The sequence below is a fragment of the Streptomyces echinoruber genome (assembly GCF_014651135.1).
In the GTDB taxonomy this organism is placed as follows: domain Bacteria; phylum Actinomycetota; class Actinomycetes; order Streptomycetales; family Streptomycetaceae; genus Streptomyces; species Streptomyces echinoruber.
In genome coordinates, this window is the sequence record NZ_BMWH01000036.1 from 25,966 (window position 1) to 48,692 (window position 22,727).

Genomic DNA, 22,727 nt, shown 5'->3' on the forward strand with positions numbered 1-22,727 from the left:
ATCAGCACATGCCCGCGTCCCCGTCATCAAGCGTCCAGGCTGCCCGCAAGGCGGTTGCCGACCGGCTCCGGGAACTCCGGAGGGACGCGGGCCTGACCGGCCACGCCCTGGCCAAGAGGGCCGGTTGGTACAAGTCCAAGGTGTCCCGGCTGGAGAACGCCGTGACCCCGCCATCGGACGACGACATACGCCGATGGTGCGCAGCGTGCCAGGCAGAGGACCAGGCCGCCGACCTGATCGCGGCGGCCCGGTCCGCCGACAACATGTATGTGGAGTGGCGGCGGGTCCAGCGCACCGGTCTGCGCAGGCTTCAGGAGTCGTACGTCTCCCTCTACGAGCGCACGCGGGTGTTCCGGACCTACTGCGCCAACGTCGTCCCCGGCGTCCTTCAGACGCACGAATACGCTACGGCCCTACTGCGGTCCATCAGCCAGTTTCACGAGACGCCGGACGATGTGGCGGACGCCGTGGAAGCCCGGTTGGCCCGGTCGGCGCGCGTCGTCCGGGAGGGAGACCACCGGTTCGCCCTGCTCCTGGAGGAGTCGGTCCTTCGGCACCGTGTGGGCGACGCGGAGACGATGGCCGGCCAGTTGGGTTACCTGCTGTCCGCTATGGCGTTCCCGTCCGTGTCCCTGGGCGTGATCCCGTTCTCCGCCGAGCGTCGCATGTGGATGATCGAGACGTTCACCGTCTACGACGACGAACAGGCAGAAGCGGAGCTATTAACTGCCCGCGTGAACGTGACCGCGCCCACTGACGTGCGGCAGTACCTGAAGGCATTCGGAGAGTTCTCTCGGCTGGCGGTCCACGGTGCCGAAGCGCGGGCCCTGATCACAGCAGCTATCGACGCCTTGGAGTGAACCGCGTGGAACTCCGTGGAACTTTCTTGGAGTTGCTCATTTCGCGTCTCTAGCGTGCTGGGCATGGCAACTACCGAGAGAGCCCAGGCAACGACGGCCGGTAGCAAAGTGCCGGAAGTCGGTCAGGTGGTCCACGACACCCGCCGTCACAAGGACGGTCGCGTCATGGGCCATGAAGGCCCGTACGTCCAGCTCCGCCCGCTTGGCGGTGGTCGGGAGTGGGACGCGGACCCCGGAGCCCTGGAGCCGGTGGAGAGGACGCGCCCGTGATGGTGTTCCTCGGCCGGTACGCGGGGCCCGTGTTGATCGCGGCTGTGGCTGGCGTCTGCGGGTTCGTTCTCGGTATGGCCCTGGGCGGCTGATCAATGATTACCGGTCAGGCCACCGTTCCGGTTCCGCAGGCGGAGCCCCCGCCCATTCCCCGCTGTGCCATCTGCCGCGCGGCAGCCACCACCCGCGAGCGGGCCCGCCAGATCGGCAGCCCGTTGAGTGTCCGCGCGGCAAGCGACACGATCCGCGAGCATCCCCACCGGAGGGTCCAGTGACCGTCAGAACCGTCTCCCGCACGCCGGTACCCCCTCGGCCCCCGGTCATCCGGCCCCGGGCGGGGACGGGTTACCCCGGCCCGGAGGCGGTGCCCGTGGGCGGGATCGTCGTGGACAAGGACCGGGACATGGTGGCCAGGGTCGATGAGATCGACGGCCGATGGGTGGAGGTGTCCCGGCCCACGGGCCTGTCATGGCGGGTCAACTGGATGAGGCTCCGTCCCGCCACTGAACGGGAACACCACCAGCTCCGGGCGCTGGGCAGGCTTCACCAGCAGCAGCGTCGGGGCATGCCCTGACCCGCGTCCCGGCACCAACTCAGACTCCGGCCCGGTGGGACCACGGACAGCAGACCACCGGGCCGGTCCGGCACCATTCATCGAGATGAAGGAGAGACGACGGTGAAGGCACGCATCGGCATCCTGTATGACGCGCCGGACGACGACGACAACACGCCGGGCCAGCCCTGGCAGCCCCCGCAGGACCCGCCGAGCCCCGACGGGTCCAGCCCGGAGGGGGACGGGAAGCACCGCAAGTGACACCCGACGTACGTACGGACCGCCCCAGCCGCAAAGAGCTGGGGCGCGTCCTCATGGAGTCCGGCGCACTGTCCTCTGACTGGGCGCCGACATTCGCGGCCGTGGACCGGGCCGCGTTCCTGCCGGATCTCATGTGGCCCTACGACATGACCGCCCGCGCGAGCGTGGCCGTGGACAGGCGGGAAGACCCGGACGCCTGGTACGCGGCGGCGGACAGCAACGTCCCCATCGTGACCCAGTGGGACGACGGGGCACACTTGGGCCCCGGCCCGGGGGAACTGTCCACCAGCTCATCGTCCATGCCGTCCGTCGTTTACTCCCTGCTCCAGGACCTGGGCGTGGATGAGGGTATGCGGGTGCTGGACGTGGGGACGGGCACCGGGGAAACGGCCGGCGCGCTGTTCCACCGCCTGGGGCCGGGCAACGTCACGACCATTGAAGTGGACGGGTTCGTGTCCGGGGCGGCCCGTGAGCGGCTGTGCCGACACGGCCTGTACCCGGAGGTGGTCGTGGGTGACGGATTCGGGGGACATCCGGATGCGGCCCCCTATGACCGCATCCTGGCAACGGTCGGCATCCGCAGCGTGCCCCCGGCGTGGATCAAACAGGCCCGGCCTGGCGGGGTGATCCTCGCACCGTGGGGGACGCTGTTCACCAACGCGGACGCCATGGTCCGGCTGAAGGTCACGGGGGAGGTGGCCATGGGCCCCTTCACCCGCTCCGTGGAGTTCATGAAGCTCCGCGCCCAGCGGGGCCCCACGGTCACCCACGATGCCTACCTGTCGGCCGGGCCCCTGGAGGGTGCGGAGCGGAGCACCACGGATATCACGGAAGCCGAGTTCGTCACGGGCCGGTTCACGGACCTGCCGTTCGTGCTGGGCCTCCGGGTGTTCCAGTGCCGCCAGGCCGTGGCGGCCAAGCGTGACGGTGCACGGCCCGTCTGGTTCTACGGCCTGACGGACAGGTCATGGGCGTGCGTGATGTTCCGGGACGGGGAGCGGCACGCCTCCGTCTGGCAGTCCGGACCCCGGCGTCTGTGGGACGAAGTGGCCGACGCCTACCAGTGGTGGAAGGACCGGGGATCTCCAGAGCTGACCCGGTTCGGACTCACCGCCGACACAGACGGCCAACGCGCCTGGCTGGACGACCCGGCCAATGAGTCCTGGCCTGTCTCCCATCCAGCTTGACCACCCCGCATGACCGGCCCCGGCCGTCCGTCTCCCCCGTGGCGGATGGCCGGGGCCTTTGCGTAGTCACCCCTGGAAGACAGTCGGACCTTGCGCTGGGCGTGCGTGCCCCTCTACGCGGCCAGGGCCTGGAGGTCACGGCGGGCCGTCCGGGCGGACACACCCACCAGGGCCGCGTACGTGGTCCCGTTGACCGGCTGGCCGGTGGCCTTCAGCTCCTCCACGGCCGCCCGGATCTCCTCCACCGTGCGGCCACCCTTGGCCGGGGACGGCACCTTGGCCACCGGCTCCAGCTCCTCCAGGGGGAGGGTGTCCGGCTCACCGGCTCCGCCCCTGATCACGGACAGTCCAGCCGGCCGTGACCCATCGTGCACCGGCTCCGCGTCCACCAGCTCCTCCACGGCCTCCGGCTCCGGGGTGGAATCCGCGGTGGCCTCCGGCTCCTCCACAGCGTCCGCCTGGGCGGCCCGGACGGCCCCGTGGGCGCGGGCAACCATGTGCATGATGTGCGCCACCACGACCGGGGGTACGGCCGACACGGCGGCCACCAGCCACGCGGAGGACTGGGCGTACCCGGCGGAAATCAGATGGGCCGTCACCTGGGCGGCCAGGGCCAGGGCCAGGGCCCCGGCGGCCCCCAGGATGGCCGTTCCCCGCCCGGGGGCACCCTTGGGCCGGGAGTCCACGAACATCGCGGCTACGGCCGCGTACACGGACACGCACACGGGCATGAGCCACGCCACCCACGGGGACCACCCGGCCAGGACGGCCAGGGAGTATTCACCCGGGGCGGACATCACCAGGGCGGCCCCCAGGACCGTGAAGGCGGACGGCCGGGCGTACCAAGGAAGGGTGTTCTGGGTGTTCACTTGCGGCCCCCGTCGTTCAGGTCCTTCAGTCCATCGAGAATCGCCAGGGCCTCCGCCTGGCAGCGTTCGCAGAGGTACGTGTGACGCCAGACGTGGACGAACGGGCCGTCCGTGTCGCCACAGTCCCAGCACTCAATGCCGGTGATCACGCGGCCACCCCCTGGCGGCGGGCCCGGAGGATGCTCCGCAGGCCATCGGCGTGGGCCCGCACGTCCGGGGCCGTGTAGTCGGACGACGCTTCCAGCTCCTGGAGGGCCTGGGCGGCCAGCTCCTGGACGAACGGGGCCGGAGTGGTCCCCACGCACACGCCGCACTGACCGGAGTCCTGACCGGCCGGGAGCAGACGCCCGCAACCGTCGGAGCACTCCGCGAACGTCCGCCACTTCCGGCGGGGCGCGGGCAACTTGCGGGTGAGCCGGTCTGCCACCAGCTTGGCGGGGGCGTAGACCTTGCCGGGGAGGCCCTGGACCACGGCGTCCGTGATCTCCGGGGCGGAGTAGCCACGGGCCAGCCACTGGGCGGCCAAGGGGGCCAGCTCCTGGAGCTGTCGGTCGGTGAGCCGGAGGCGTCGGTCCGCGTCCTCCAGGGCGGCCAGGACGCGCATGGCGGCCGGGTCGGCCGGGATCTCCTGGTTCGTCTTGTTGCTGCCCTCCCTGGCGGCGGGAGCGGCCGGGGTCTGCACCGGAGAGACGGAGGGAAGGGAGGGTTCTTTCCCAAGTTCCTTAGAGACAAGATCCTTTACTCCCGTAGGGAGCGTTCCCGTCTCCGCGCTTCCCGGCCGACCGGTTCCCGGCATCGCGGGAAGCGGGGAGTCCTGGGTCTGGGGCATGTCGTAGATGGAGGTTTCCGTCCACACCTTGCCGGTCTCCGGATCACGGATGGTGAAGCGGAGGTAGTAACCGGCGGCCACCAGTTCGTCCAGCGCGTTGGCGACGCCCTTACGGCCGACACCCGGGTTCCGGTCGGCCAGGGTGCGAACGTCTTCCCGGGCCCCGTCGGGCAGGCTGATGAGGTGGAGCCACAGACCACGCGCCGTGAAGGACAGGGAGCGGTTCCGGGCCATGGAGTTGGGCACGACGGTGAAGTCACGTTCGTGCCGGGTACGATGAATACGCACTGGGAGGCTTCAGCTCCTGGTGTCGGGAAAGACTCCGGCGAAGCTGTCCAGGCGGGCCGGGGTCTTTCTGTTTTTGCAGGTCAACCCCTATCCGAGCCCTATTGCGGGGGTGTCCGGGTATCCTGGTCGACGCTGTCGCTGAACATCCCCGACTTCACCCGCTACGGCCGCAGCCAGCGCGCCCAGACCTGGGGCCAGAGCCTCGGCCTGCCCACCACGATGACCCTGTTCGCGTTCCTGTCCGTGCTGGTCACCTCCGGCTCGCAGGCCGTCTACGGCAAGCCGGTGTGGGACCCGGTGCAACTGGCGGCGAAGACGGACAACGTGGTCGGCCTGCTCTACGCCCTGGTCACGGTGCTGGTGGCGACCCTGTCGGTCAACATCGCGGCCAACCTGGTCTCTCCGGCGTTCGACTTCTCCAACATCGCGCCGCGCAGGGTCAGTTTCCGCACCGGCGCGCTGGTCACCGCCGTGCTCGCCGTGGCCATCTGCCCGTGGAAGCTGTACGCCGACCCGCAGGGCTACATCTTCACCTGGCTCGGCCTGGTCGGCGGCCTGCTCGGCACCGTGGCGGGCATCCTCGTCGCCGACTACTGGATCGTGCGCCGCACCCGCCTGGACCTGGCCGGCCTCTACCGCACCGGCGGCCGCTACTGGTACGCCGCCGGCTGGAACTGGCGGGCGGTCGTCGCCTTCGCGGCCGGCGGCGTCCTCGCCATCGGCGGCGCCGACTTCCACCCCCTGATCGACGGCCGCCCCGTCCCGGCCCTGAAACCCCTCGCCGACTACGGCTGGGCGGTCGGCCTGGGCACCTCGCTGGTCCTGTACCTGGTGCTGATGCTGCCGCGGGCGAGGACGGCCAGGGCGTGAGCCCTGCGCGCGAAGGACGGCCCGCCGCGGCCCCGGGTCAGCCGGCGCGGCCGTCCCGCAGCGCGGCCACCGCCTCCTTGGCGGCCTTGATGGCGCCCTTGTTGATCTCGTCCGTGCCCGGCGCCTTCTTCGTCTCGAAGTCGCTGCCGTTGTACGTGACGACCACCAGCGCGTTGGCGATTCGGACCACGACCTCGCCCTCGCGGGTCTGCTGCTTGTCCTCGGTGGTGAGGTTGACGACGGAGTAGGCGGCGTCGCCGAGGCCCGGAACCGTGCCCCCGCCGCTGTCCTTGGACAGCCGCTCCTGGTACGACTTCTGCGCCTGCTGGTCCGAGTCCATGATCTCGAAGGAGACGTCCAGCCAGCGGTAGTCGTAGCCCTTGAGCGCGTTCCAGGAGCAGGTGCGGCGCACGGTGCGGTCGGTGGAGGGAATCTCCTTCCCGGCCGTTTTGGCGCCCGGCACCAGGGACGTGATCGTCTTCGCGGCCAGGCTGGTGCACGGCGCCGGGGAGGTGGTGTACGTCCTGGACGCCTGCGTCGCCGACGGGACGGTCACCGTCCGCGTCCGCGGCTTGTCGCCGCCGGCGGCGCTCTTGTGCTCCGCGGCCTGTGGCGCGGCCTGCGGGCCCGACGACAGCACCCAGCCCGCCGTGGCCAGCACGGCGATCGGAGTCAGACGCGCGGTCAGAGCAAGCGGCAGGGGAAGATCACGCACGGCGCACTTCTCGTGGGGGGTGGTGTGCAGGGCGTCCGCGATGCGGACGGGACGACAGTGTCACACGACTCCCCGTGCGACGGAAGGCCGAACTCGCTCCGTGGCGGCGCGGTGACGCTCCCGTGGCGGCGTGGTCACGCTTCCGTGGTGGCGCGGTCACGCTTCCGCGGTGGCGTGGTGCGCGGACCGGGCCGCGTAGCATCGGCGGAGCGCACGCCGCGCCGCGAGGCGGAACGCACGCCGCGTCCCAAGGAGGCACCGTGTTCGCCGAGTTCACCACCCGCCCCACCCTCCAGGGCACCTTCGGCATGGTGTCCGCCACGCACTGGCTGGCGGCGCAGTCGGCGATGGCGGTGCTGGAGGACGGCGGCAACGCCTTCGACGCCGCCGTGGCGGGCGCGTTCGTGCTGCACGTGGTGGAGCCGCACCTCAACGGGCCGGCCGGCGAGGTGCCGATCCTGCTCGCCCCGGCCGGCGGCCAGGTGCGGGTGCTGTGCGGGCAGGGCGTCGCCCCGGCCGGGGCGACCGTCGCGCACTACCGGGGACTCGGCCTGGACCTCGTGCCCGGCACCGGACCGCTCGCCGCCGCCGTGCCCGGCGCGTTCGACGCCTGGATGCTGCTGCTGCGCGACCACGGCACCAAGTCCCTCCCCGACGTGCTGCGGTACGCCATCGGCTACGCCGAGCACGGGCACCCGCCGGTGGAGAACCTCGGCGCCGCTGTCGAGACGGTACGGCGGCTGTTCGAGACGGAGTGGACCTCGTCGGCCGAGGTGTACCTGCCCGGCGGCCGGGCGCCCCGCCCCGGCGAGCCGTTCCGCACCCCCGCCCTGGCGGCCACCTGGAAGCGGCTGCTCGTCGAGACGGCCGGGGCGGGGGACCGGGAGGCCCGGATCGAGGCCGCCCGCGCGGTCTGGCGCTCCGGCTTCGTCGCCGAGGCCCTGGTACGGCAGGCCCGGCGCCCCACCCTGGACACCAGCGGGCGGCGCCACGCCGGCACCCTCACCCTCGACGACCTCGCCGGCTGGTCGGCGACCTACGAGACACCGGCGACGTACGACTGGAACGGCTGGACCGTGTGCAAGGCCGGCCCCTGGAGCCAGGGCCCCGTCCTGCTGCAGCAGCTCGCCCTGCTGCCGCCCGAACTGCCGCCGTACGGCTCCGCCGACTACGTCCACCTGCTGATCGAGGGCTGCAAGCTGGCCATGGCCGACCGCGAGGCCTGGTACGGCGACGCGGCCGAGGTGCCCCTCGACGACCTGCTGTCGCAGGAGTACAACACGGCCCGGCGGACCCTGATCGGCGACCGGGCCTGCCACGAGCTGCGGCCCGGCAGCCCCGGCGGACGCACCCCGCGGCTGTGCGCCCACGCGCGCGGGGCGGCCACCGGCGACCCCGGTCCCCCCGGTCCCACCCCCATGGGCGCCGGTGAACCCACCGTCGCCCGGTACCCGGCGCCCCCCGTGCCCGGGGAGCCGGGGCCGTCCCCGATGCCCGGGGAGCCGGGGCCGTCTCCGGCGCCTGGGGAGCCGGGGCCGTCCCCCGCGCCCGGGGAGCCCGGCGTGGCCGCCGACGGCGCCACCCGCGGCGACACCTGCCACCTCGACGTCGTCGACCGCTGGGGCAACATGGTCGCCGCCACGCCCAGCGGCGGCTGGCTGCAGTCCAACCCCGTCGTACCGGAACTCGGCTTCCCGCTCGGCACCCGGCTGCAGATGACCTGGCTGGAGGAGGGCCTGCCCAACTCCCTCACCCCCGGCCGCCGCCCCCGCACCACCCTCACGCCCTCGATCGCCCTGCGCGACGGCGTGCCGGTCCTCGCCTTCGGCACGCCGGGAGGCGACCAGCAGGACCAGTGGCAGCTCCACTTCTTCCTCGCCGTCGCGCTGCGCCCATCGGTGCGCGGCGGCCCGGACCTGCAGGGCGCGATCGACGCCCCGAACTGGCACAACGACAGCTTCCCCGGCTCCTTCCACCCGCGCGGCATGCGCCCCGGCAGCGTCACCGTCGAGGCGCGCACGGACCCGCGCGTCGTCGAGGAGCTGCGTCGCCGCGGCCACGACGTCACCGTCGGCGACCCCTGGTCCGAGGGCCGCCTGTGCGCGGTCGCCCGCGACCCGGAGACCGGCGTCGTGTCGGCGGCCGCCAATCCGCGGGGGATGCAGGGGTACGCGGTGGGGCGGTGAGGGGATGCAGGGATACGCGGCGGGGCGGTGACCGGGCGGCCGCCGGCGCCCCGGAGCGCCGGCCGCGTCGTGCGCCCGCGGTGTTCACGCCGCATCCGCCCGGTGTGCACCGGGCGGAGGGGGATTGTCAGGGGCGCGTGCTGTCATGGAGGCATGATCGACGAGACGGAGACCTTCGAGTCGTTCCTGGAGCGGCACGCGGAGGATGTGGAGGAGGCGGTCCGGAAGGCGGCCGCGGCCGAGATCACGCCCCGGTTCCGCCGGCTGGCCGCGCACGAGGTCGACCGGAAGACGGGCCCGCACGACCTGGTGACGGACGCCGACCGCCTGGCCGAGCAGTACCTGACCCAGACCCTGGGCGCCCTGCTGCCCGGCTCGGTCGTGGTCGGCGAGGAGGCCGTGCACGCCAATCCGGTCACGTACGAGGCGCTGCACGGCGACGCACCCGTCTGGATCGTCGACCCCGTCGACGGCACCCGGCAGTTCGTGCACGGCGACCCCGGCTTCTGCACCCTGGTCGCCCTCGCCCACCGCGGCGTGGTGCACGCGTCCTGGACCTACGCGCCCGCTCTCGACCGGCTGGCCACCGCCGTGCGCGGCCGCGGCGCCTTCCTGGACGGCGAGCGGCTGCGGGCCGGATCCCCGGCGCCCGGCCGGGACCTGCGGGTGGCCACCTCCCACCCCGACTTCACCACCGACGAGCAGAAGCGGGCCCTGCTCGGCCTGTGGACGGACGGCGTCGCACCGCGCGCCTGCGGCTCGGCCGGCCTGGAGTACCTCGCCGTGGCCCGGGGCGAGTCGGACGCCGTCGCGTTCTCGTGGGAGGCGGCCTGGGACCACGCGGCGGGCCTGCTGCTGGTCGAGGAGGCGGGCGGCGCCCACCTGACCCGCGCGGGCGAGCCCTTCCGCATCACGGGCGGCAACGCCCTGCCGTTCACCGCGGCCCGCGACGCGGCCACGGCCCGCCGGGTGGCGGACCTGCTGCGGGCGGAATAGGTGCACAAACCGCACAAACTGTGCGCACCGCGCACGCGGGCCGGCGCCCGTCACGCCGCTCGGCGCCCACCCCGCTGCTCGGCGCCCACTACGCCGCTCGGCGTTCACCCGTCGGCCTGCGCCCGCCACGCCCGCGTGCCACCCTTGCCGGACTGCCGCCCCCGCCGTCCGTCCCGCCGCCCCCGCCGTCCTGCCGCCCCGCTGCCTTCCGCCGGACCGCCGCCCGCCCCGCCGTTGCCGCCGGTGCCCCGGCATATGCTGAACTTCCAGTGGCCGTCGGCTGACGAAGGAGTCCGAAGGTGCCGTCGATGCTCGATGCCGTCGTCGTGGGAGCGGGGCCGAACGGACTGACCGCCGCCGTGGAACTCGCCCGCCGCGGCTTCTCCGTCGCCGTGTTCGAGGCCGCCGGCACCGTGGGCGGCGGCGCGCGCACCGAGGAACTCACCCTGCCCGGCTTCCGCCACGACCCCTGCGCGGCGGCGCACCCCCTCGCCGTCAACTCCCCGGCGTTCCGCGCCCTGCCCCTGGAGCGCCACGGCCTGCAGTGGCTGCACCCCGAGCTGCCCATGGCGCACCCGTTCCCCGACGGCACCGCGGCCGTGCTGGCGCGGTCGGTCGCCGAGACGGCCGCCTCCTTCGGCCCGCGCGACGCGGGCACCTACCGCCGGCTGGTCGCGCCGTTCCTCACCAGGTGGGACACCCTCGTCCGGGACTTCATGTCCCTGCCGCTGACCGCGCTGCCCCGCGATCCGGTCACGCTGGCCCGCTTCGGCCTGGCCGGCCTGCCCCCCTCCACCTGGCTGATGCGCCGCTTCCGGGACGAGCGGGCCAGGACCCTCTTCGCCGGGCTCGTCGCCCACGTCATGGCCCCGCTGAACGGCTTCGCCACGAGCGCGATCGGCCTCGTCTTCGCGCTGGCCGCGCATGCCCGCGGCTGGCCCGTCGCCCGCGGCGGCTCGCAGGCGATCTCCGACAGCCTCGCCGCCTACCTGACGGACCTCGGCGGCAGCATCCACACCGACTTCGAGGTCAAGCGCCTCGACGACCTGCCGCCCGCCCGCGCGTACGTCTTCGACACCTCGCCCACCGCGCTGGCCCGCATCGCCGGCTTCGGCCGCCACTACGACGGCTACCGGTACGGCCCCGGCGTCTTCAAGATCGACTACGCGCTGGACGGGCCGGTGCCGTGGACCGCCAAGGAGGCGCGCGCCGCCGGCACCGTGCAGATCGGCGCGGACAGCGGCGAGATCGGCGCCGCGCTGCGGGCCGCCTCCCGCGAGGGCCGCGCCCCCGAGGCACCGTTCCTGATCACGGTGCAGCCCAGCGTCGTCGACCCGACGCGGGCCCCGGCCGGCCGGCACGTCTTCTGGGCGTACGGCCACGTCCCCAACGGCTGGCGCGGCGACCTCACCGACGCCGTGGAACGCCAACTGGAGCGCTTCGCCCCGGGTTTCCGCGACCGCGTGCTGGCCCGCGCCACCGCGGGACCGCCCGAGCTCGCCGCCCGCAACGCCAACTACGTCGGCGGCGACATCGCCTCCGGCGCGGTCTCCGGCCTGCAGGTCCTGCTGCGTCCCCGGCCGACCCTGTTCCCGTACCGCACCCCCCACCCGGCGGTGTTCCTGTGCTCCTCGGCCACCCCGCCGGGCCCCGGCGTGCACGGCATGTCCGGGCACAACGCGGCGAAGGCGGTGTGGAGGAGGCTGCGACAGGCATGACCACGCTCATCGCGGTACGGGGCGACATCACCCGGCAGCGCGCCGACGCCCTCGTCAACGCCGCCAACTCCTCCCTGCTCGGCGGCGGAGGCGTGGACGGCGCCCTCCACCGGCGCGGCGGTCCCGCGATCCTCGAGGAGTGCCGCAGACTGCGCGCCACCGCCTACCCCGAGGGCCTGCCCACCGGCCGGGCGGTCGCCACCACCGCCGGACGCCTCGACGCCCGCTGGGTCATCCACACCGTCGGCCCCGTGCACAGCACCACCGAGGACCGCTCCGCCCTCCTCGCCTCCTGCTACCGCGAGTCCCTGCGCGTCGCCGACGAACTCGGCGCGCGCACGGTCGCGTTCCCCGCGATCTCCACCGGCGCCTACGGCTGGCCGGTCGACGACGCCGCCCGCATCGCCGTCGCCGCCGTCCGCGCCGTGCCCACCGCCGTGGAGGAGGTCAGGTTCGTCCTCTTCGACGACCGGGCGTACGAGACGTTCGCGGCGCGGCTGCGCTGATCCCCGCCGGCGCCGCCCCCGCCGGCCCCGCTCCGGCGCGGAGTCCTGGCATCCCCGGATGCGGGCCAGGGGGCGGTCCCCGGCCACTCGCCGGTTCCCCGGCGCACGCCCGTACGTCGGCGCTCATTCGGCGATCCTCGATCTGCCGCAGGCGTCGTACCGCCGGTAGGCTGGCCGTCCATGCCGGAAGTCCGCCAACCTTCCCCCGCGTCCTCGCCGTTGCAGGCGGCGCCCTCTCGCGGTGGAGGCCGGCTCCCGCACGGCTTCCACCGCGCTCCCCACTCCCACCCCCACGGCCAGCTGGTGTACGCGGCTGCCGGCGCCCTGGCCACCACGACCGAGCGCGGGACCTGGGTCGCGCCGTTCAACCGGGTGACGTGGACGCCGCCGGGATTCGACCATTCCCATCGCTTCTACGGCAGCACCGACGTCCGCATCCTCGCCGTCCCGGTCGAACTGTGCGGCGAACTCGCGGAGCATCCCAGCGTGTTCGCGGTGAGCCCCCTTCTGCGAGAGGTTCTCCTGGCGCTGACCGATCGGCGGGAGTTCCGCCCCGGCGCCTGCGAACGGCTGCTCGCGGTGGCGATCGACGAGCTCGCCGAGACTCCCGAGCAGTCCCTGCACCTGCCCGAACCCCGCGACGACCGCCTGCGCGCCGTCACCGATCTCCTGCACGCCGATCCCGGCCGGAGCGCAACCCTGGCCGAGCTGGGACGAACCGCGGGAGCGAGCGAGCGCACCCTGAGCCGGCTCTTCCACACCGAGCTGGGCATGAGCTTCCACCGCTGGCGCACCATCCTGCGCATCCACCACGCCCTGGCCCATCTCACCAACGGCCTGTCCGTCACCGAGACCGCGGCGGAGTGCGGGTGGTCCAACCCCTCGAGCTTCATCGACGCCTTCACCGAGGTCGTCGGCCAGACCCCGGGCCGCTACCAGGCGGACCTGCGCGGCACCACGAACTAGCCATGCAGCCCCAGGCGTTCGGGGGACGCACCCGCGGTGGACCGGGCAGCGCCAAGTCGGCGGCTTTTCGGTATCCGGTGTCCATTCACCGGTTGGTGGCGCCCGCTGCGGGATCCACAGTGGTGGTCGGCGCGCCGCACCATCCGGGCGGCGCAGCCGTTCACGCTCAGGCGTGTCCGGTCACCGCTTTCTTCGAGGAGTTCTGGAAACACATGGTTGAAACAGGCGAGGACACCACCGTCGTCATCGTGGGGGCGGGGGTCGCAGGACTCGCGCTCGGCGCCTTCCTGCTGCGCAACGGCATCGGCTGCATCATTCTGGAGAAGCACAGCCGCGCCTACGTCGAGAAGCGGCAACGGGCCGGGACCATCGACAGCTTCGGGGTGCGCATGTTCCGCGCGTGGGGGCTCGAAGAGGTGCTGGAGGGCGACCCCATCCCGCAGGCCGGGGGCGGCTTCTTCATCGACGGGGAAGAGCTGCCGGTCGATTGGGAGGACGACGACAGCGAGAGTCTTTTCTGCCCCCAGCAGGTCCTCGTCCGGAACCTCACGGACGTCTTCCTGCGCGACGGAGGAGACCTCCGCTTCGAGGCCGCCGACGTCTCTCTGGAAGACATCGACGGCGAGCGCCCCCTCGTGCGCTATCGGGACACCAACGGCTCGGTGGAGGTCCTCAGGTGCGACTTCGTCGCCGGCTGCGACGGCGACCGCGGCGTCAGCAGGGCGGCCATCCCCGCCGCCGCTCTCACCCGTTACTCCTACGAGTACGGATATGCCTGGCTGAGCGTCCTGGCCGAAGTGCCGGCGCATCCCTCGGGCATGGCGATCCACTCCCGCGGCCTTGCCGGAGTGATCCCCCGCGGCGCGAACGCCAGTCGTCTCTATCTCCAGTGCCCGATCGACGACACGCTTGCGCAGTGGCCGGACGAGCGCATCTGGAACGAGCTGGAAGCTCGTTTCGGCACACCCGTGGCGACCGGCCCGATCGCCGACAAGCGGCTCGTGCCCCTGCGGAGCGTGGTGTACAGCCCGATGAACCACGGCAGGCTGTACCTCCTCGGGGACGCGGCACACATCGTTCCCCCGATGAGCGCGAAAGGAATACATCTCGCCCTCCACGACGCCGAGGTGTTCGCCCGCGCCGTCATCCACCGCGTCCGGAAGGGCGATTCGAGCCTGCTCGACGACTACTCCTCGACCTGTCTGCGCCATGTCTGGAACTACCAGGCGTTCGCCGCATGGATCACCGAGATCATGCACAATGTCGGCGACGCCTCCTACGCGGGGGAGTTCCGCAAGCAGATCGCCCGGGCGGAACTGGAGCGCCTGTTCACCTCGCCCACGGCGAACCGCCTCTTCAGCGAATTCAGCGCCGGGGTGAACTAGGTAGAGGTCTTGCGGGACATGGCATCGGCGGCCCAGGCCGCTCCCGGCGCAACCGAGATGCCTCGACAGGTGCCGGCCGGGCAGCGTGCGGGCCATGTCGAGTCCCGAGTCGGACAGGGTGGGGGCTTTCGGTCACGCCGTCAGCCCCCTGAACCGCTGAACTCGTAGCCCTGTCGTCGTGCCGCTCCAGGATCCGGATCAGCGGTTGGTGGTCTTCCGTGCCGCGGACGAGGAGAGCCGGTCGGCGCTGGACCGGTTGTGCGCACGGTGACGCCGAACCGCCCGTTCGCGCACCGAACCGAACCGTCGTTCCGGCTCTTCGGGGATCGCGAACCCGGAAACCGGTCCCGGCCCGCAGCGAGGTCAGGGCGGGATGCCGGGGACCTCCACGGTGAGAGAGCGGCGGAAGCGGGGTTTCGCCCCGGGTACGGATCACGGTCCACGACCGTGCGGGCCTCCCGCAGGGGCCCGCGGGAACGGACGGTGGGCGACGGACGCACCGGTCCGGGGCCGCCGAGGGCGGCGGTGGTGAAGCCGGGGCCTCCCGGTGGTCCGGCGCGCCTCCGGTGCGATCGTGCGCCGGGACCCGGGTGGACGCACCCCGGGCGGCGTGCTGTTCGCGGTGCGCTTCAGAGGTCGAGGACGAGCCGGGGGGACAGCGCCCGGGACACGCAGGCGTACATCCGGCCCTCGGGAGCGCCGATGTCGTCCCGGTGCTCGGGTGCACCGTCCAGGACGGCGACTTCGCAGCTGCCGCAGACGCCTTCGCGGCACCCGGAGGGAAGCGGGTGCCCGGCGTGGGCGAGGGCGTCCAGCAGCGACTCGTCGGCCGGCACGGCGACGGTGTCCCCGGACCGGGCGCAGACCGCCTCGAACGCCGTGTCGGGGCCGAAGGTCCGGGCCGCCGGCTGGAACCGCTCGGTGTGCAGCCGCCCGGCGGGGAACGCCGCCTCGGCCGCCGCCAGCATGGACGCGGGACCGCAGCAGTAGACCAGGGCGTCGGCTTCCAGCGTGGCCGCGAGGGCGCCGAGGTCCGGCCTGCCCTGCCGCTTGGTCTCCACGAGGTGCACCCGGTCGCCGTGGGAGCGGCGCAGCTCGCCGGCGAAGGGCATGCGGTCCATCGACGGCCCCACGTACAGCAGGGTCGCGGGAAGCCCGGCGGCCGCCACCGCGCGCAGCATCGGCAGCAGGGGAGTGATCCCGATCCCGCCGGCGAGGAACAGATACCGCGGTGCGGGGACGAGCGGGAAGTGGTTGCGGGGCAGGGAGACGCCGAGGGCGCGGCCCGGGCGCAGGAACCGGTGGACGTACTCGGAGCCGCCCCGGCTGAGCGGGTCGTACCGAACGGCGACGCGGTAGGCGTTCCGGTCGGCCGGGTCCCCGCACAACGAGTACTGCCGGGTCAGCCAGTTGGGCAGGGACAGGTCGATGTGGGCGCCGGGGTCCCAGGGCGCCAGCTCCCCGGCGGCGGCGCGCAGGGTGAGGGCGACGACGTCCTCGGCGATCCGGTCGATGTGCTCGACGACGGTCTGTTGCATCGGTGACTCCTCCGTCGGCCGGTACGGCCCGGTCAGTAGAGCTTGCGGTAGCCGTCCTCCAGGACCTGTTCGAGCAGCCCCGGGTCCACGTCGACACCGAACTGCGCGGCCGCGATCTCCCCGAGCGACGGCATCCCCTCGGCGAGCGCCTGGCTGGCGGGGTCCCACAGCCGGGAACGGATCAGCGCCCGCCCGCAGTGGAAGTACGCCTCGGCCACCTCGACGACGATCGCCAGCTCCGGCTGCTTGGCCTCGGTGCGCATCCGGACCAGCACATCGGGTTCGTCGGTGACGTAGCCGCTGCCGTTGACGCGCAGGACCTCCCGCACGCCGGGGACCAGGAAGCACAGCCCGACGCCGTCGTTCTCGGCGAGGTTGCGGAAGGAGTCGGCGATCTTGTTGCCGGGGCGGTCGGGGAGGGCGAGGGTGTGTTCGTCGAGGACCTTGACGAAGCCCGGGTAGTCGCCGCGGGGCGAGCAGTCGGCGCGTCCGGCCGCGTCCGCCGTGGCCATCATCAGGAACGGCGAGTGGGCGATGAAATGGCGGAAGTAGCCGTCGATGCGGTCCTTCACCTTCGCTCTGATCATGGGCTCGGGCTGCCCGAGCCGTGCCAGCACCTCCTTTGGCGAGACCCGTCGAGGGCGCGTGGGGGCGTGCGTCATGGCGGACTTCCTCACGTGGGCGACGGCACACGGCTGCGGGCACTCGGCTCCGCATCGCCGCATTTCAGGGCACTATTGTGAGCAATTACTCAGGTCGTGCGCTACTCGCTTTCACAGCCCCCCGCAGGAGGTGTCATGACGTCCGGCCACCGCGGACTTCAACCACGTAAACGGCCCCGTCAGGTCCGGGCCGAGCTGACCCGGCAGCGCATCCTCGACGCCGCTGCTCGCGTTTTCGCCGAGTACGGGTATGCGGCGGGGACCACCAACCGGATCGCGGAGCGGGCCCGGGTGTCGATCGGGTCGCTGTACCAGTACTACCCGAACAAGGATGCGATCCTGGTCGAGCTGCTGACCCGGCATTTCGACGCCGGGATGGCCGCCGCCCCGCTGGACCGGGACGACCTGCAGGCGGAGTCCGTCGAGGGCATCATGCGCTTCTACGTGCGAAGCGCGATCGAGAACCACCGCGAGGACCCGCAGTTGCTCCGCGTGATGATGGAACAGGGGCCCCGCGCCCCGGAGTTGCTGGAGCGGATCGCGCACCACGAGTCCAGGCGGATCGCCCAGGCCCGCAGGCTGCTCCGGAACCATCCGGACGTGCGGGTCGCGGACGTCGACGTCGCCGCCCGGCTCGTCGTCTCCACGGTGGAGATGGTGGTGCACAGGATGATGGCGGGGCCCGGCCAGGTCGACGTCGCGCGCTTCGAGGACGAACTCGTCACCATGCTCACCCGCTACCTGACGGGCGACCCGGTCGCGGCGCCCGGGGACTGACACCCGCTCCCCTCCCCGTACGGGGCTGCCGCGCATGCCGGTCGCGGAGGATCCGCCGCCCGGGCGGGTGTCCGGCCCGACGGGATCGTCGGGTCCTGTTCCGGTACCCGGCAGGACGGCACGGCCGGTCGGGGCGCCGGTTTCTCCCCGGGCGGGCCGGTGGGCCGCCGCCCGGCGGTCCGGGCGGTGGTCCCGGCGAGCCGGCCGGCGTTGAGGGCACGGCGGCGGCGCGGCCGGTTCTCAGCCGACGGCCGCGGCCAGTTCGTCCAGGTACGCCGCCACCGGCCCCAGGACCCCCACCTCGACCCGCACGTCCGCCACCCGTCCCTCCGCGTCGCTGCTCATCCGCTGCTCATCCACCGCCACCAGCATCGTGGGCGGCTCCCGGCCCCGCAGCGGCACACCCCGTTCGCGAGCCGGGAGGCCGCCCCCGAACCGGACGGCATCCCCCGTACGAAGGGGACACCCCGCCACAGTCACGCACCTGGCCTGCCTCGACGTCCTGCCGACCGCGGACATGTGGGAGGTCATGCACGGCGTGACCGCCGCCGTCGGCTTCCACCTGTACCTGATGGCGCAGCCGCCTGGTCTGCCCGAGCGCCTGATCGCCGCCGATCCGGACGCCTTCTTCGGCCCTTTCCTGGACCTGTGGGTGAACGACCCGGACGCCGTCCCGGCGGACGTGCGCGCCGCCTACCTGGCGGCCTGCCGCGGCCGTGCCGTCGATCGTGGCCGACTACCGGGCCTCCGTCGGCGTCGACCTGGAGCACGATCTGGTCGACCGGGCCGCCGGGCGGCGGCTGCGGATGCCGGTCACCGTGCTCCAGCAGGACTGGGGCGCCGCCCTCGGCTTCGACGCGGCGGCCCGCTGGCGCGCCTGGGCGCCCGACCTGCACCACGCCACGGTCTCCTGGGGCCACTTCATGGCCGAGGAGGCCCCCGGCGGCGTCGCCGCGGCCCTGCGCGACCTCCTCACCCGCCGGCCCCGCCACGGACCCCGCCCCGCCTCCCGCTTGACGCTCCAACAGGAACCCACATCTTCCGACGGGGTCATTGCTTCGGTTGTGTTCGGGTCCTAGGGTGTGCGTGCCTCAGTAGCCGCAGTGTCACCGTCAGTCGCCCCTGCCCGTCCCGAGGAACGTCCCCAGGAAGGCCACGGTCATGCCGCACTCGCACGTGCCCGCCACCGACCACCCCGACGGCCGTCCGGACCGCCCGCCGCGGGCGGTGGTCAGCCGCCGCCGGCTGCTGGAGTCGGGGGCCGCCGTCCTCGGGGCGCTGGCCCTGTCCGGCCCGGGCCCCGCGGCCCGCGCGGCGGACGGGAGCCCGGCGGCGGACGGGAGCCCGGCGGCCGGGACGCCGGAGTGGAACGGCCGCATCGACCTGTTCCAGGTGGGCACCGAGCCGCCGCACACCACCCTCATGCCGTACGCCGGCGTCGAGCAGGCCCTGGCCGGCGACCGCACCCGCTCGCCCTACCGGCTCGACCTGGACGGCACCTGGCGGTTCGCGCACGCCGACCGCCCCGAGGACCGCGACCCCGACTTCCACCGCCCCGACCTCGACGACCGCGACTGGGCCACGATCCCGGTGCCGTCCGTGTGGCAGGCGCACGGCCACGACCGGCCGATCTACACCAACATCACCTACCCGTGGTGGGGCCCCAACGGCCTGGGCGAGGAGGCGCGGCCGCCCGCCGCGCCCACCCGGTTCAACCCCGTCGGCCAGTACCGGCGCACCTTCACCGTGCCCCGCTCCTGGACCGGGCGGCGGGTCTTCCTGCACTTCGAGGGCGTCAAGTCGGCCCACTACGTGTGGATCAACGGCACGCTGGTGGGCTACCACGAGGATTCGTACACACCGGCCGAGTACGACATCACCCCGCACCTGAGACCCGGCACCAACCGGATCGCCGTCGAGGTCTACCGCTTCTCGGACGGCGACTGGCTGGAGGACCAGGACATGATCCGGCTGAGCGGCATCTTCCGCTCGGTGTACCTGTACTCCACCCCGCCCGTGCACCTGCGCGACTTCAAGCTGGAGACCCCGCTCGGCGACGACTTCACCACCGCGCGGCTGGCGGTCACCGCGAGCGTGCGCGCCTACGAGAACGGCCACGCCGGCCGCTACACCGTCGAGACGCAGCTCTACGACGCCCAGGGGCACCCCGTGTGGTCCCGCCCCCTGCGGCAGACCGCCGACCTCGCCTCCGCGCCGGTGGGGCAGGACGTCACCGTCGAGGCGGCCCGGTCCGTGCCCGACCCGCACCTGTGGTCGGCGGAACACCCCTACCTCTACACCGCCGTGCTGCGGCTGCGCGACCCGGGCGGCAGGGTGACCGAGACGCTCTCCCACCGGGTCGGACTGCGGGAGTTCGCGCTCCGGGACGGGCTGATGCGCATCAACGGCCGGCCCGTCTCGCTGCGCGGCACCAACCGCCACGAGATGCACCCCGACCGCGGCACCGCCCTCACTCGCGAGGACATGGTCCGGGACATCGGGATCATCAAGCGGATGAACATGAACTCCGTCCGCACCTCGCACTACCCGAACAACCCGCTGTGGCTCGAACTCGCCGACGAGTACGGCCTGTACCTCGTCGACGAGACCAACCTGGAGACCCACGGCATCCGCGGCGACTACCCCGGTGACCACGACGACTGGAGCGCGGCCTGCGTGGCCCGCGCCCGCGCCATGGTCCACCGGGACAAGAACCATGCCTCGGTGGTCATCTGGTCGCTGGGCAACGAGGCGGGCGGCGGCAGCACGTTCGTCCGCATGCACGACTGGATCCGCTCCTACGACCCCACCCGCGTCATCCAGTACGAGGGCGACGACCGCCCGGACGTCAGCGACATCCGCTCGGCGATGTACGAGAGCCCGGCCCGCGTCGAGGCCCGCGCGAAGGACACGAGCGACACCCGGCCGTACGTCATGATCGAGTACTGCCACGCGATGGGGAACTCCAACGGCAACTTCAAGGAGTACTGGGACCTCGTCCGCCGCCACGACGTCCTGCAGGGCGGCTGGATCTGGGACTTCGTCGACCAGGCCCTGACCTGGCCCACCCCCGCGCGCACCCTGCTGACCGAGCGGGGACCCGGCCGACTGCGCGGCGAACTCCTCGCCCCCGGCGGCTCGTTCGACCGCGCCAAGGGCGTCTTCGGCGCCACCGTCTTCGCCCGCGACCCGCGCCTGGACCTCACCGGCTCCCTCACGCTGGAGGCCTGGATCACCCCGCACGTGACGGGCTACCACCAGCCCGTCCTGGCCAAGGGCGACACCCAGTACGCCCTCAAGCAGACCGACGGCACCCTGGAGTTCTTCGTCCACAACTCGGGCCGGTGGTACACCGCGAGCTGGCCCCTGCCGGACGACTGGACCGGCACCGAGCACCACGTCGCGGGCGTCCACGACGCCGACGCCGGCACCCTGACCCTCTACGTCGACGGCGCCGTGAAGGCCACCCGCGAAGGCGTCAGGCCGCCCGCGAGCAACACCGCGCCCCTCGCCCTGGCCACCGACGCCGACAACCCCACCCGCGAGTTCAGCGGCACCGTCCGCCGCGCCCGCGTCTACGCCCGCGCCCTCACCGCCGCCGAACTCGCCTCCGGCGACCGCGGCCCCGGCGACGAGGGCGTACGGTTCTGGTTCGACGCGGCCACCGCCGGCGTCACCCGGCGACGGCCGCGCGAGAAGACGTTCCTCGCCTACGGCGGCGACTGGCGCGACAACCCCAACGACGGCAACTTCTGCGCCGACGGCATCGTCACCGCCGACCGCGGCCACACCGGCAAGGCCGCCGAGATCAAACGCGTCTACCAGGCCGTCAACGCCGCCCCGGCATCCGGCGGCGACACCCTCGCCCCCGGCGGCGGGATCATCCTCACCAACGAGTACCTCTTCACCAACGTCCGCGAGTTCGACGGCCGTTGGTCCCTCGTCGCGGACGGCATGGTGGTCGGGAGCGGCCGCCTCACCCGCGACCAGCTCGACGTACCCCCGCTGAGCAGCAAGCGGATCACCGTGCCGTTCCGGCTGCCCGACCGGCCGGCACCGGGCACGGAGTTCTTCCTGCGGCTGTCGTTCACCACGAGGCAGGCCGCGCCCTGGGCGGACGCCGGTTTCGAGATCGCCGCGGCGCAGCTCCCCGTCGACGCCGGCAGCCCCGCCGTCACGCCCGTCCCCCTGGCCGCCGTCCCCGCCCTGCGGTACCGCGACACCGGCACGTCCGTCACCGTCACCGGCCGGGACTTCTCCGCCACCGTCGACCGGCGCAGCGGCCTGCTCACCTCCTACGAGGCCGCCGGCACCCGCCTGATCACCTCCGGTCCCGTGCCCAACTTCTGGCGCGCCCCCACCGACAACGACCGCGGCAACGGCCAGCATGTGCGCAACCAAACCTGGCGCGACGCCGGCGCCCGCCGCAGGGTCACGGACGTCACCGTGCGCGCCCTGCGCGACCGCGCCGTCGAGATCAGGGTCACCGGCACGCTGCCCACCACGGTGGAGTCGGCGTACTCCACGACGTACACCGTCTTCGGCAACGGCGAGATCAGAGTCGACCACACCCTGCGCCCGGGCGCGGCCGGCCTGCCGTACATCCCGGAGGTCGGCTCGATCCTCTTCCTGCCGTCCCGCCTGGAGCACCTGCACTACTACGGCCGCGGCCCGGAGGAGAACCACTGGGACCGCAACGACGGCACCGACGTCGGCCGGTACTCCGGCACCGTCTCCGGCCAGTGGACCCCCTACGTCCGCCCCCAGGAGAACGGCAACAAGACCGACGTGCGCTGGGCCGCCCTGACCGATGCCCGCGGCACCGGCCTGCTCGTCTCCGGGGAGCCCCTGGTGGAGATCAACGCTTCCCACTTCACCCCGGAGGACCTCTCCCTGGGCGCCCGCCACGCCTACCAGCTCACCCCGCGCGAGGAGGTCGTCCTGCGCGTGAACCACCGTCAGATGGGCGTGGGCGGCGACAACAGCTGGGGCGCGCAGACCCACGACGCCTACAAGCTGTTCGCCGACCGGGACTACGCGTACACCTACCGGCTGCGACCGCTGACGGACCTCGGGGAAGCGACCAGGCTGCACCGGCGGCCGACGGCGACGGACTGACCCGGCGGGCGCCGGGGCGTTTCCCACCGGGCGCCGGGGTTCCCCGCCGGGCCGGCACGGCGGGGCCGGCAAGGAACGTCCCGTCCCCGGGGCACGGGACGTTGCCCCGTGACAGCACCCCGTGCCCCGGGCCGCCCGTCACCGGGCCGGCGGTCCAGGGCCTGCCTCCCTGT

Annotated in this window: 18 protein-coding genes and 2 pseudogenes; 14 read left to right on the plus strand and 6 right to left on the minus strand. The window is 73.0% G+C overall.

Features of this window, described 5'->3' with window-relative positions; translation table 11 throughout:
- Window positions 1-8 precede the first annotated feature (8 nt).
- From IE225_RS29425 to IE225_RS29435, 4 genes are all read left to right on the plus strand, one after another.
- A complete protein-coding gene (locus IE225_RS29425) occupies window positions 9-860 on the plus strand; it encodes a helix-turn-helix domain-containing protein (protein WP_190060691.1) in 852 nt (283 codons plus the stop codon).
- Window positions 861-923: 63 nt separating this feature from the next.
- Complete coding sequence (locus IE225_RS33605; protein WP_229880159.1) at window positions 924-1,130, plus strand: hypothetical protein; 207 nt, start codon at window positions 924-926, stop codon at window positions 1,128-1,130.
- A gap of 676 nt (window positions 1,131-1,806) precedes the next feature.
- The gene (locus IE225_RS29430; RefSeq protein WP_190060714.1) at window positions 1,807-1,944 is read left to right on the plus strand and encodes a hypothetical protein; all 138 of its coding nucleotides are present in this window, start codon (window positions 1,807-1,809) and stop codon (window positions 1,942-1,944) included.
- Entirely contained in the window at window positions 1,941-3,131 is a 1,191-nt protein-coding gene (locus tag IE225_RS29435) for a methyltransferase domain-containing protein (RefSeq protein ID WP_229880160.1), read from the plus strand. Before IE225_RS29430 ends, IE225_RS29435 begins: the two co-directional genes overlap by 4 nt.
- A 113-nt stretch (window positions 3,132-3,244) precedes the next feature.
- On the opposite strand, the gene IE225_RS29440 is transcribed toward IE225_RS29435, so the two are convergent.
- From IE225_RS29440 to IE225_RS29450, 3 genes are read right to left on the minus strand one after another with little or no spacing between them, the layout of a single operon-like run.
- Window positions 3,245-4,000, minus strand: a complete 756-nt coding sequence (locus IE225_RS29440) for a hypothetical protein (protein WP_190060692.1) — start codon at window positions 3,998-4,000, stop codon at window positions 3,245-3,247.
- Window positions 3,997-4,149 carry a hypothetical protein gene (locus IE225_RS29445; RefSeq protein WP_190060693.1) on the minus strand — a complete coding sequence of 51 codons (153 nt, stop codon included), beginning with the start codon at window positions 4,147-4,149 and terminating at the stop codon, window positions 3,997-3,999. The genes IE225_RS29440 and IE225_RS29445 overlap by 4 nt, the downstream gene beginning before the upstream one ends.
- Complete coding sequence (locus IE225_RS29450) at window positions 4,146-5,117, minus strand: helix-turn-helix domain-containing protein (protein ID WP_190060694.1); 972 nt, start codon at window positions 5,115-5,117, stop codon at window positions 4,146-4,148. Before IE225_RS29450 ends, IE225_RS29445 begins: the two co-directional genes overlap by 4 nt.
- Before the next feature lie 123 nt (window positions 5,118-5,240).
- Here IE225_RS29450 and IE225_RS29455 point away from each other — a divergent pair.
- A pseudogene (locus IE225_RS29455) lies at window positions 5,241-5,987 on the plus strand (cytosine permease); the annotation flags it as partial.
- Between the two features lie 37 nt (window positions 5,988-6,024).
- On the opposite strand, the gene IE225_RS29460 reads toward IE225_RS29455, so the two are convergent.
- The gene (locus tag IE225_RS29460; protein WP_190060695.1) at window positions 6,025-6,702 is read right to left on the minus strand and encodes a hypothetical protein; all 678 of its coding nucleotides are present in this window, start codon (window positions 6,700-6,702) and stop codon (window positions 6,025-6,027) included.
- 308 nt (window positions 6,703-7,010) lie between these two features.
- Between IE225_RS29460 and IE225_RS29465 the strand changes: the two genes are divergently transcribed.
- The 6 genes from IE225_RS29465 to IE225_RS29490 all read left to right on the plus strand — a co-directional run bounded on the left by IE225_RS29465 (window position 7,011) and on the right by IE225_RS29490 (window position 14,459).
- Entirely contained in the window at window positions 7,011-8,888 is a 1,878-nt protein-coding gene (locus tag IE225_RS29465) for a gamma-glutamyltransferase family protein (RefSeq protein ID WP_190060710.1), read from the plus strand.
- 153 nt (window positions 8,889-9,041) lie between these two features.
- Window positions 9,042-9,884 carry an inositol monophosphatase family protein gene (locus IE225_RS29470; protein ID WP_190060696.1) on the plus strand — a complete coding sequence of 281 codons (843 nt, stop codon included), beginning with the start codon at window positions 9,042-9,044 and terminating at the stop codon, window positions 9,882-9,884.
- 308 nt (window positions 9,885-10,192) lie between these two features.
- On the plus strand, window positions 10,193-11,602 hold the full coding sequence (locus tag IE225_RS29475; RefSeq protein ID WP_190060697.1) for a phytoene desaturase family protein: 1,410 nt from the start codon (window positions 10,193-10,195) through the stop codon (window positions 11,600-11,602).
- Window positions 11,599-12,108 carry an O-acetyl-ADP-ribose deacetylase gene (locus IE225_RS29480; RefSeq protein WP_190060698.1) on the plus strand — a complete coding sequence of 170 codons (510 nt, stop codon included), beginning with the start codon at window positions 11,599-11,601 and terminating at the stop codon, window positions 12,106-12,108. The genes IE225_RS29475 and IE225_RS29480 overlap by 4 nt, the downstream gene beginning before the upstream one ends.
- 180 nt (window positions 12,109-12,288) lie before the next feature.
- On the plus strand, window positions 12,289-13,074 hold the full coding sequence (locus IE225_RS29485; RefSeq protein WP_190060699.1) for a helix-turn-helix domain-containing protein: 786 nt from the start codon (window positions 12,289-12,291) through the stop codon (window positions 13,072-13,074).
- Window positions 13,075-13,286: 212 nt separating this feature from the next.
- Window positions 13,287-14,459 (plus strand): 4-hydroxybenzoate 3-monooxygenase, encoded by a 1,173-nt coding sequence (locus tag IE225_RS29490; RefSeq protein ID WP_190060711.1) that lies wholly within the window; start codon window positions 13,287-13,289, stop codon window positions 14,457-14,459.
- Window positions 14,460-15,088: 629 nt separating this feature from the next.
- Here the strand turns inward: IE225_RS29490 and IE225_RS29495 are convergent.
- Complete coding sequence (locus tag IE225_RS29495; protein WP_190060700.1) at window positions 15,089-15,997, minus strand: PDR/VanB family oxidoreductase; 909 nt, start codon at window positions 15,995-15,997, stop codon at window positions 15,089-15,091.
- A gap of 32 nt (window positions 15,998-16,029) precedes the next feature.
- The gene (locus IE225_RS29500) at window positions 16,030-16,659 is read right to left on the minus strand and encodes an MSMEG_1061 family FMN-dependent PPOX-type flavoprotein (protein WP_190060701.1); all 630 of its coding nucleotides are present in this window, start codon (window positions 16,657-16,659) and stop codon (window positions 16,030-16,032) included.
- Between the two features lie 135 nt (window positions 16,660-16,794).
- On the opposite strand from IE225_RS29500, the gene IE225_RS29505 reads away from it, so the two are divergent.
- From IE225_RS29505 to IE225_RS29515, 3 genes and pseudogenes are all read left to right on the plus strand, one after another.
- On the plus strand, window positions 16,795-17,436 hold the full coding sequence (locus IE225_RS29505) for a TetR/AcrR family transcriptional regulator (RefSeq protein ID WP_190060702.1): 642 nt from the start codon (window positions 16,795-16,797) through the stop codon (window positions 17,434-17,436).
- A gap of 463 nt (window positions 17,437-17,899) precedes the next feature.
- A pseudogene (locus IE225_RS29510) lies at window positions 17,900-18,416 on the plus strand (alpha/beta hydrolase); the annotation flags it as partial.
- A gap of 181 nt (window positions 18,417-18,597) precedes the next feature.
- Window positions 18,598-22,554: a glycoside hydrolase family 2 TIM barrel-domain containing protein gene (locus IE225_RS29515; protein WP_190060703.1), complete on the plus strand. Its 3,957-nt coding sequence runs from the start codon at window positions 18,598-18,600 to the stop codon at window positions 22,552-22,554.
- Window positions 22,555-22,727: the final 173 nt, after the last annotated feature.